1 protein-coding gene is annotated in these 527 nt (G+C 38.0%); it reads right to left on the bottom strand.

Going from position 1 to position 527, the window contains the following annotated elements; genetic code table 11:
* Window positions 1-421 (bottom strand): DNA/RNA non-specific endonuclease (locus AOA60_RS23395; RefSeq protein WP_178075401.1); only part of this gene is annotated, 421 nt, incomplete at its 3' end.
* Window positions 422-527: the final 106 nt, after the last annotated feature.

Below are 527 nucleotides of genomic sequence, written 5' to 3'. Positions count from 1 at the left end.
TTAAGTTGTTGTTTTGACCAGTTAATTGGTAGCCAATAAGGTGACAACGGTTGTATAGCCAGCCGTCTGAAATTCTTTTATTGTGCCAACCCGTCGGATTTACGAATAATGGTTCACGTTCTGTATGTGGCATCAATTTCTTGTTAAGCAATGCGTTAGCAGCATGTGCACGATTCAAATAATCAAGGTTGCTGTACTTTTGCCAAGGACCATGTTTCTTTGACTTTGTTGCTTTGCTAAATGATGGTTTATTGCCATTGACAGTGACAATATCCTTGCCGGAATAATTAAGCGTGTGTAAGCTCTTTACGCTTACTGCCTGAACAGTTGATTGAGTAGGCTTTGCATTAGTAGCAAATGTAAAAATACTTGCTGATGCTAATACGGCGGTAAGGATCCGCGTGAATTTGTGTTTATTCATCATTATTCTCCCTTAATACTTAAACAAACATCCTAGTTTTTATTATACTCTTCGTACCTTTTATTCAGGAAAGCTCCTAATGCTTAATACTTTATTTGAGGAGGGC

It is taken from the genome of Pseudomonas sp. 2822-17 (assembly GCF_002742485.1).
Taxonomy (GTDB): Bacteria; Pseudomonadota; Gammaproteobacteria; order Pseudomonadales; family Pseudomonadaceae; genus Aquipseudomonas; species Aquipseudomonas cyclaminis.
This window is presented reverse-complemented; position numbering and strand designations above follow the sequence as displayed.